The organism is Sphingomonas sp. UBA978 (assembly GCF_002292295.1).
In the GTDB taxonomy this organism is placed as follows: Bacteria; Pseudomonadota; Alphaproteobacteria; order Sphingomonadales; family Sphingomonadaceae; genus Sphingomonas.
In genome coordinates, this window is sequence record NZ_DBBS01000018.1 from 302,554 (window position 1) to 310,421 (window position 7,868).

The window sequence follows — 7,868 nt, forward strand, 5'->3', positions numbered from 1 at the left end:
TATTTCAAAGACTTAAGCAAAAGGATCGGTATCGACCGATCCGGCCCGCGATCGAGGGCGCGGCGAAGTGTGCCAAAAATTGCACACTATTCGAACGGCAGTTCGCCCCCGCGCCGCTCGAGCGCCAGCAACAGGGCCTTGGCCTCCAGCCCGCCGGCGAAGCCGGTCAGGCCGCCCCCCGTTCCGACGACGCGATGGCAGGGCGCGACGATCGACAGGGGGTTGCGCCCGTTCGCCGCGCCGACCGCGCGGCTGGCGGTCGGCCGCCCGATCGCGCGGGCGATCGCGCCATAGCTGCGCGTCTCGCCATAAGGGATGGCGAGCAGCGCCGCCCATACGCTCTTCTGGAAATCGGTGCCGCGCATGTCGAGCGGCAGGTCGAACGCGGTCAGCCGGCCGTCGAAATAGGCGCGAAGCTGACGCGTCGCCTCGACCAGCACCGGATGCGCCGCATCCTCGACAAGCGGCCCGAGTCGCACCCGCAGCGGATCGTCCCCCTCCCACAGCACCGCGACCAGCCCGACCGCGCTCGCCACCAGCGTCAGCGTGCCGACGGGCGAATCGAGCGTGGTGGCGGCGAGCGTCATGCGATCGGCCCTAGCCCGGGAACACGCCCTTGCGCGCGGCATAAGCGGCGAACAGCGTCGGCCAGGCCGCGGCCGGCACCGCCTTGGCGAGCCGCACGCCGAAGCCGTGGCCGCCCTCGTCGAAGACATGCAGTTCGGCCGGTCGCTTCGCCGCCAGCATCGCGGCATACATGGCGAGGCTGTTGGCGACCGGCACGGTGCCGTCGTCGCTGGCGTGGACGAGGAACACCGGCGGCGTGTCCGCCGCGACCCGGCGCTCGACCGAGGCCGCCGCCAGCGCCGCCGCGTCGGGCGTCGGCCCGAGCATATTGTCGCGCGAACCCTTGTGCGTGATCGTGGCATCCATCCCGATCACCGGGTAGATCAGCCCCGCCAGATCGGGCCGCGCCGACTGCCGGTCGGCGGCGTCGACCGGGGCATAGGTCGCCTCGCCATGACGGGTCGCCAGCGATCCGGCGAGATGCCCGCCCGCCGAGAAGCCGAGCACCGCGACGCGGCGCGGATCGACGCCATAGGTCGCCGCACCGGCGCGGATCACCCGCATCGCGCGCTGCGCATCCTGCAACGGCACCAGATGGCGGTTGCCCCAGCCTTCGCCGGGCAGACGGTAGAGCAGGATGAAACAGGTGACGCCGAGCGCGTTGAGCCAGCGCGCCTGTTCGATGCCTTCATTGTCGTAGGACAGGAAGCCGTAGCCGCCGCCCGGGACCAGCAGCACCGCGGCGCCGTTGGGCGTCGCCGGCCGCTTCACCACCAGTGCGGGCGCATCGATGCCGGTGATCCAGCGATCGTTGGACGCGCCGCTCTTCGCGCGTTCGTTGACCTTGCGCACGATCCGGGTCCCCCGGTCGCCCGGAATCGCCTTGGGCCACAGCGGCACGACCTCGTCCGCCGTCCCGGTCTGCGCGAAGGCGCGTCCCGCCAAAGCCACCGCGGCAACGCCGCCGATCACGCCGCGTCGCGTCAGGTCGTCCATGCATCCCTCCTCAAGGTCGAAGGCGATGTCGCAAGCCCGCGGGGGCCGGTCAATGGCCGTCAGGCGGCTTTCGCGAGACGGGCGGGGAGCAGCCGCGCGATCGCGTCATATTCGACCGGGCGGCTGAGCAGGAAGCCCTGGATGCTGTCGCAGCCCTGCCCGCGCAGGCAGCCGAGCTGGTCGGCGTCCTCTACCCCTTCCGCGGTGATCTCCATGTGGAGCGCGGCGGCGAGGTCGACGATCGCGCGCACGATCGCGGCGCTGCTCGCATCGGCGGCGACATGGGTGACGAACGAGCGGTCGATCTTGATCTTGTCGAACGGGAAGCTGCGCAGATAGCTGAGCGAGGAATAGCCGGTGCCGAAATCGTCGAGCGCGACGCGGACGCCGATCGCGCGCAGCTGATGCAGCAGGCCCAGCACATGGTCCTCGCCGTCGAGGAAGACCGATTCGGTGATCTCGATCTCCAGCCGGCGCGGCGGCAGGCCGGTGCGGGCCAGTGCCTGCATGACGATCGCGGCAAAGCCCTGGCTGCGGAACTGGAGCGGCGAGACGTTGATCGCGACGCGGACGTGGTCGGGCCAGTCGACGGCGTGGCGGCACGCCTCGTGCAGCACCCATTCGCCGATGCCGACGATCAGGCCGGTATCCTCGGCGACCGGAATGAACTCGACCGGCGACACCTCGCCGCGGGTCGGATGATGCCAGCGCAGCAGCGATTCGAAGCCGCCGATCCGGTCCGCCTTGAGGTCGTAGATCGGCTGGAAGTTGAGACGGAACTGGCCGGTCATCAGCGCCTCGCGCAGGTCCAGCTCCATCTGGCGGCGCTTGCGCGCGGCGATGTCGAGCGCCTCCTCGAAGAAGCGGAAGACGCCGTGGCCGTCCTTCTTGGCGCGATAGAGCGCGAGGTCGGCGTTCTTGAGCAGCTGGTCGGGATCGGTGCCGTCGGCGGGCGACAGCGCGATGCCGATGCTGAAGCCGGTGGCGATCTGGTGACCCGCGGCCTCGACCGGGCGGGCGACCGCATCGAGGATCGCCTGCGCCAGCCCGCGCGGACGGTCCGCCTCGAGCCGGCCCGCCAGGATGATCGCGAATTCGTCGCCGCCCAGCCGGGAGACGAGCCCGTCGGGCGCCAGCCGGGTCAGCAGCGCGCCGAGCGTCTCCAGCAGCGCATCGCCGACCGGATGGCCGAGCGTGTCGTTGACGCCCTTGAACCCGTCGAGGTCGAGGCACAGCACCGCGACCTGTTCGCCCGCCGGCCCCGAGCGCGCGGCGCGGGCGAGCGCCTGGTCGAGCGCCTGGCGGAAGGAGGTGCGGTTGGGCAGGCCGGTGAGCGTGTCGTGGAAGGCGAGGTGCGAGATGCGGTTCTCGCGATCGACGATGCCCTGCGACATGCGGTTGAAGCTTTGCGCGAGCCGGCCGATCTCGTCCTCGCCGGTCACCGTCACCTCGGTCCGGGCGCCCTCCTCGAGCGTGCGGGCGGCGGCGTCGAGCTCGAAGAGGGGCCGGGTAATCCGGCGTGCGAGTCGCAAACTGCCGAGCACCACCAGCGCGATGCCGATCAGCCCGGCGAGCGCGAGGCCCGCCTGCAGCGGCAGATAGGGCGCGAGCGCCGCCTGCAACGGATAGCGGATCAGCAGCGCGGCATCGGCGCGGCCGTTCGGGCCGGCGAGCGGCTTGGCGATGGCGAAGGCGCGGCCGGCCGGCAGGGTCAGCGTGACCAGCCGCCGCGTCGACTGCGAGGCGGAGACCAGCGCGTCGACGGCGGGATCGGCGCCGATCGAGCCGTCCGCCGACTGCCAGCGTCCGGCGGCATCGCGGTACAGCATCGTCGCGGTCAGCGGGATCGCGGACAGTCGCTCCAGTCCGCGCATCTCCGCCGCGTCGAGCGGCAGCGCGAGCACGACCGAACCGATCTGCATCGGCGCCAGCACCGGCGAGACGATGACGCGATAGATGCGGCCCTGCGACACCAGCACCGCGTCGTGGCGGCCGTCCCCCATCCGGTCGGGCAGGCCGGCGATCGCGGCGGCGAGCGGCCCCGCCGCGCCGACGACGCTGCCGTCCGGTTCGACCACCATCGCGCGCTGCACCCCGGCGCGGGCGCGCAGCGTCGCCAGCGCCGATTCGATCGTCGGCCGGTCGCCGGTCGCCACCGCGGTGCGGAAGCCGAAATCGTGCGCGAGGACGTCGGCGGTGCCGGCGAGCGTCTTCGCCCGCAGCGCCCACAGGCCGTCATAGACGCTGCCGCTCGCCGCCAGCTCCGCCGAGACGGAGGAGCGCGCATGCGTCCAGATCATCACCTGCGCGGTGACGCCGAGCACGGCGAGCGCGAGCGCGAACATGCCGGTGTACAGCACCGCGAGCCGTCCCCGGAGCGTCCGGAACCGCGGGCGTGGCAGGCGCATCAGCGGCGGATCGTCAGCGTCGTGGCATAGCCGGCGGCGGGCACCGTCGCGGCCTGCGCCAGCACGTTGCCGGCGGCGCGGATCGACGGCGACCACAGCCGCAGCGTCACCGCACCGGCGGGCACGCCGGGGATGGTCACCCGCCCCTGCGCGTCGGTGCGCGCGTAGAATGGCGTCGCGGTGACGATGACGAAGCCGCTCATCGTATCGTGGATGTTGCAGCCGAGCGCGACGACGCCGGCCGTGTCGAAGACGATGCTGCGCTGGTCCTCGCGCCCGTACAGCTTGAGGTCGAAGCGCTTCGCCTTCGAGAAGGAATAGACGTGGTGCCGCACCGAATCGCGGTTGGGGAAGGCGACCTGCGCGCCGACCGGGACGATCAGCACGTGCGGCTGAAAGGCGATCTGCTTCTGCTCCATCGCATAGGGGCCGCGCGGCACCGGGCGCGGCGCCGCGGCGCTGTCGACCAGCACGACGCCGTCGGTCAGCGGCGTGCCGTCGGGCTGGCGGACGGTGATCGTCACCGTCGCGGCATGCGCGGCGGCCGGCGCGATCGCAGCGACGAGAGCGAGAGCGAGAGCGGAAAGGAAACGGATACGCATCATCCGCCCGTATCCGGTCCGGCGTTGCGAATTGCTGAAGGCCACCCTTACGGAACATTTACCATATCGGTTGCAATGCCCTGGCCATGTCGAGTGTAACCGTATCGCGTATCGCCCTCACCGCGGCCCTGATCGTCGCATCGGTCCAGCCCGCGTTCGCCAACCAGCGGCGCGGCGGCGGCAAGCTGCTGCTGACCAACGGCGTATCGTCGGTCGAGGGCGCGGCGGGCGGCGGGCTGGCGACCTGGGCGGTGATCGCGGGCAACGAGACCGAGGACGGGATCGGCGGCACCGCGCATGCGACCTATGTCGCGCTTCCCGATTTCGACCTGAGCAGCGCGGGCGCCGCGATCGGCGTGTCGGACCGGATCGAGCTGTCCTATGCCTATCAGCGGTTCGACACCCGTGCCGCCGGCGCGGCGCTGGGGCTGGGGCGCGGCTTCACCTTCGGCCAGCATATCGTCGGGGCCAAGGTGAAGCTGATCGGCGATGCCGTCTGGGCGCAGGATACGCCGCTGCCGCAGATCGCGGCGGGCGTGCAGTACAAGATCGCCGAGCGCGGCGCGGTGGTGAAGGCGGTGGGCGCGGCCGAGACGCGGAGCGCGGATCTCTATGTCGCGGCGACCAAGCTGTGGCTGGCGCAGGGCATCGTCGCGGATGCGACCGTCCGCTTCACCAAGGCGAACCAGCTGGGGCTGCTCGGCTTCGGCGGCCCCAAAGGCACCGACCGGACCGCACAGTTCGAGGGATCGCTCGCCAAGATGCTGACCCGCACGCTGGTGGTCGGCGCGGAATATCGCACCGAGCCGGACAATCTCGGCTTTGCGGAGGAGGACGACAGCTACGACCTGTTCGCCGCCTGGGCGGTGCACCGCAACGTGTCGCTGACCGCCGCCTATGTCGACCTGGGCGACATCGCGACGGTGCGTCGCCAGCGCGGGCTGTTCCTGTCGCTGCAGGGCGGATTCTGACCGGCGCGGTCATGCGCCGACCTTCACCTTCGATGGGGACTAACCGATGATCGCCATGCTCCTGTTCCTCGGCCTGCAGGCCGCGACGCCCGCCGGCGAGCAGCCGGTCGCGCCCTATGTCCAGTCCGACGCCAATGCCGGGGCGACGCCGTTCGCGGGCGCGGGGATGTGGCGCGCGTTCCACGGCCAGGCCGGCGTCGACCGGATCGTCGACGACCTGGTGGCGCGCAGCGTCGCCGATCCGCGGATCAGCGACATCTTCAAGGGGCAGGACCTCGTCCGCCTGCGCCGCACGCTGAAGGAGCAATTCTGCTACATCCTCGGCGGCGGCTGCCGCTACACCGGTCGGACGATGCGCGCGGCGCATACCGACATGGGCGTGCAGCAGGCCGACATGGCGGCGCTGGTCGAAAATTTGCAGGCGGCGATGCGCCGCGAGCATGTCGGCTTCGGCGCGCAGAACCGCTTCCTCGCCAAGCTGGCGCCGATGCACCGCGACGTCGTCAAGATCCGCGGCCCGCGTCCGGCGGAGTGACCGGGCAGCGTCGCTAGCGGCGGCGGCGCTCCAGCCACCACAACAGGCCCGCGGCGGCGAGGAACGGCAGGAACCAGCGCCACGACGGTCCATGCTCCACCGGGGATGCCGGGGCGGCCGGCACGGCGCGCGCGCCGACGAGGGCGAGCGTCGCGTCGCGGCGCGCGGCGGCGCGGACTTGCGGCAGGGAGTCGGCGGGCTGGACGTACAGGGGGCGGCCGGCGACGCGGTGCCAGCCGGGCGCGAGCGGCCAATAGCCGGCGCAGCCGCTTGACGCGGGATCGGCGATCAGGGCGGTGACGGTGCCGTCCGGCGCGGTCGCGCGCGCATCGGCGCCGAGGCCGCAAACCGTCGTACGCTCCCCCGCCCAGGCGAGCGCGGCGACGTCGGGCGGCGACGGCGTGCCGCGACCCACGGTGGTGGCGAGCGTGCTCCACAGATCGGCGTGGGCGTCGCCGTTGCCGCTGGTGACCAGCGCGAAACTGTCGAGCAGGGTGACGACGGCGACGCGGCCGCGACCGACGTTGCGCCACGCGGCATAGGGCGTGCCGCGCGCGTCGCGGAGCAGCGGGATGCCGCCGAGGGTGGTGGCGATGCGGCTGAGCTCCGGCACCTCGCCGAGCGGCGCGGCGCCGTCGGCGGGTGCGTCGCGGCTGCCGGGGCCGCGACGGGCGGCGAGCGCGGCCTGGCTGGGCGCGGCGGGGGCGAGGCGGAGCGGCACGGCCGCCGCACCGCCGCCCGCGGCGAGGCCGAACACCTGCCAGCCGCGCGGCACCGGTCCGGTCAGCCGTACGACCAGCCCCATGCCGCCGCGCACCGCCTGCGCCAGCGCGGCGCGCGCGCCACCGCCGAGCGCCGCCCAGCTGCGATCGTCGAGGATGGCGAGATCGTAGCCGGCATAGCTTGCGGGCGGATCGCCCAGCGTCAGCCCGCCGCCCGCCGCCAGCTGCGCCTGCGGCGTCAGGCCGGCATCGGCGGCCCAGCGGCGCAGGAACTTGACCTCCGGCCCCGGCGCGCCGGCGAGGATCAGCGCCTTCGCCGGCGTCGTGGCAATGGTGACGAGCGGCACGCGCGCGGCGTCGCCGCCGGCGAGCTGCAGCGTGAACAGCGCCGCACCGGGCACGCGCGCGGTGCCGTGCAGGACCAGCGTGCCGTCCGCAGCCGGGCGGGCGGTATCGACGATGCGCCCGGCGGGATCGCGCAACGTGGCGGCGGCGCCCCCTTCGACCCGGCCGACCACCGCGAAGCGCGCGCCGGGCGCGACCGGCGCCGGGGGCGTCAGCGCGACGAGGCCCTGCGGGACCGGCGGCGGCGCATAGCGGACCGCGACCCGCATCGCCGCGGGCCGGTCGCGCGCGACGAGCCCGCTGCCGACGATACGGAACGCCACCGCGCCGGGATGATGGCGCAGCGCGGTGCCGAGGTCGGGTTCGCGCCGCGCCCCCGCGATCGCCCCCGCCTCCGGCAGGGCGACCAGCGTCTCGTCGTGCGCGGTGGCGATGAGGTGCGGCGCGCCGGCGGTGGCGACCGCCAGCCGGTCGGCGACGACGGATCGCGATGGCGCGAACAGGGTCATGTAGAGCAGGCCGGCGACCACGGCCTGCAACGCCGCGAGCGCGGCGATCCGCCAGCGCGGGCTGCGGACGGCGCCACGCCGCTGCCAGCGCCACAGCCGCAGCCATGCCGCGACGACCGCGAGGCCGAGCAGCGCGGCGGTGATCCGCTCGGGCGTCATGGCAATGCATCCAGATAGCGGCGGCCGACCGCATCGCCGGTCTCGCGGCGGGCG

Annotated in this window: 7 protein-coding genes; 2 read left to right on the forward strand and 5 right to left on the reverse strand. The window is 73.0% G+C overall.

Going from position 1 to position 7,868, the window contains the following annotated elements; all coding sequences use genetic code 11:
• Positions 1-86: 86 nt before the first annotated feature.
• The 4 genes from B2515_RS11230 to B2515_RS11245 are packed head-to-tail and all read right to left on the reverse strand — an operon-like array spanning position 87 to position 4,573.
• The gene (locus B2515_RS11230; RefSeq protein WP_293876299.1) at positions 87-587 is read right to left on the reverse strand and encodes a methylated-DNA--[protein]-cysteine S-methyltransferase; all 501 of its coding nucleotides are present in this window, start codon (positions 585-587) and stop codon (positions 87-89) included.
• Positions 588-597: 10 nt separating this feature from the next.
• Positions 598-1,563: an alpha/beta hydrolase gene (locus tag B2515_RS11235; protein WP_293876300.1), complete on the reverse strand. Its 966-nt coding sequence runs from the start codon at positions 1,561-1,563 to the stop codon at positions 598-600.
• Between the two features lie 59 nt (positions 1,564-1,622).
• Positions 1,623-3,971: a putative bifunctional diguanylate cyclase/phosphodiesterase gene (locus tag B2515_RS11240; RefSeq protein ID WP_293876301.1), complete on the reverse strand. Its 2,349-nt coding sequence runs from the start codon at positions 3,969-3,971 to the stop codon at positions 1,623-1,625.
• Complete coding sequence (locus B2515_RS11245; protein WP_293876302.1) at positions 3,971-4,573, reverse strand: methylamine utilization protein; 603 nt, start codon at positions 4,571-4,573, stop codon at positions 3,971-3,973. The genes B2515_RS11240 and B2515_RS11245 overlap by 1 nt, the downstream gene beginning before the upstream one ends.
• An 86-nt stretch (positions 4,574-4,659) precedes the next feature.
• Between B2515_RS11245 and B2515_RS11250 the strand changes: the two genes are divergently transcribed.
• Both B2515_RS11250 and B2515_RS11255 read left to right on the forward strand, forming a co-directional pair.
• Positions 4,660-5,544 (forward strand): DUF3034 family protein, encoded by an 885-nt coding sequence (locus B2515_RS11250; protein WP_293876303.1) that lies wholly within the window; start codon positions 4,660-4,662, stop codon positions 5,542-5,544.
• Positions 5,545-5,590: 46 nt separating this feature from the next.
• Positions 5,591-6,079 (forward strand): group I truncated hemoglobin, encoded by a 489-nt coding sequence (locus B2515_RS11255; RefSeq protein ID WP_293876304.1) that lies wholly within the window; start codon positions 5,591-5,593, stop codon positions 6,077-6,079.
• A gap of 13 nt (positions 6,080-6,092) precedes the next feature.
• Here B2515_RS11255 and B2515_RS11260 read toward each other — a convergent pair whose 3' ends face one another.
• The gene (locus B2515_RS11260; protein WP_293876306.1) at positions 6,093-7,814 is read right to left on the reverse strand and encodes a carboxypeptidase regulatory-like domain-containing protein; all 1,722 of its coding nucleotides are present in this window, start codon (positions 7,812-7,814) and stop codon (positions 6,093-6,095) included.
• Positions 7,815-7,868: the final 54 nt, after the last annotated feature.